Below are 304 nucleotides of genomic sequence, written 5' to 3' on the forward strand. Positions count from 1 at the left end.
CGTCTGAGAAGTGGTCATGCGGCTGAAAACCTCGCCTTAATGAATAAAATAGCGCTTAACCTGCTGAAGAATGAGAAAACCGTTAAGGTCGGCGTGAAAACCAAGCGCCAGGAAGCCGGATGGGATAATAGCTATCTGCTGAAAGTCCTTACGGTGGGATTTACGTCAGTATAATTTAGACCCGTTTGCCCTGTAGAATTTCCCCCTGATGATTGACAACCAAGTGTAATTTGAAACCGTAAAACCAGCCCATTGAATTTTTTCCGCGCTTTGCTATCCCCGCAAAGACCTTATGTCGAGGGAT

2 pseudogenes are annotated in these 304 nt (G+C 45.7%); one reads left to right on the plus strand and one right to left on the minus strand.

Going from position 1 to position 304, the window contains the following annotated elements:
* Positions 1-174, plus strand: a pseudogene (locus AAC854_RS23435) (ISAs1 family transposase); the annotation flags it as partial.
* A 19-nt stretch (positions 175-193) separates the two neighbouring features.
* Here the strand turns inward: AAC854_RS23435 and AAC854_RS23440 are convergent.
* A pseudogene (locus AAC854_RS23440) lies at positions 194-304 on the minus strand (transposase); the annotation flags it as partial.

This window comes from Xenorhabdus entomophaga (assembly GCF_037996725.1).
In the GTDB taxonomy this organism is placed as follows: domain Bacteria; phylum Pseudomonadota; class Gammaproteobacteria; order Enterobacterales; family Enterobacteriaceae; genus Xenorhabdus; species Xenorhabdus khoisanae.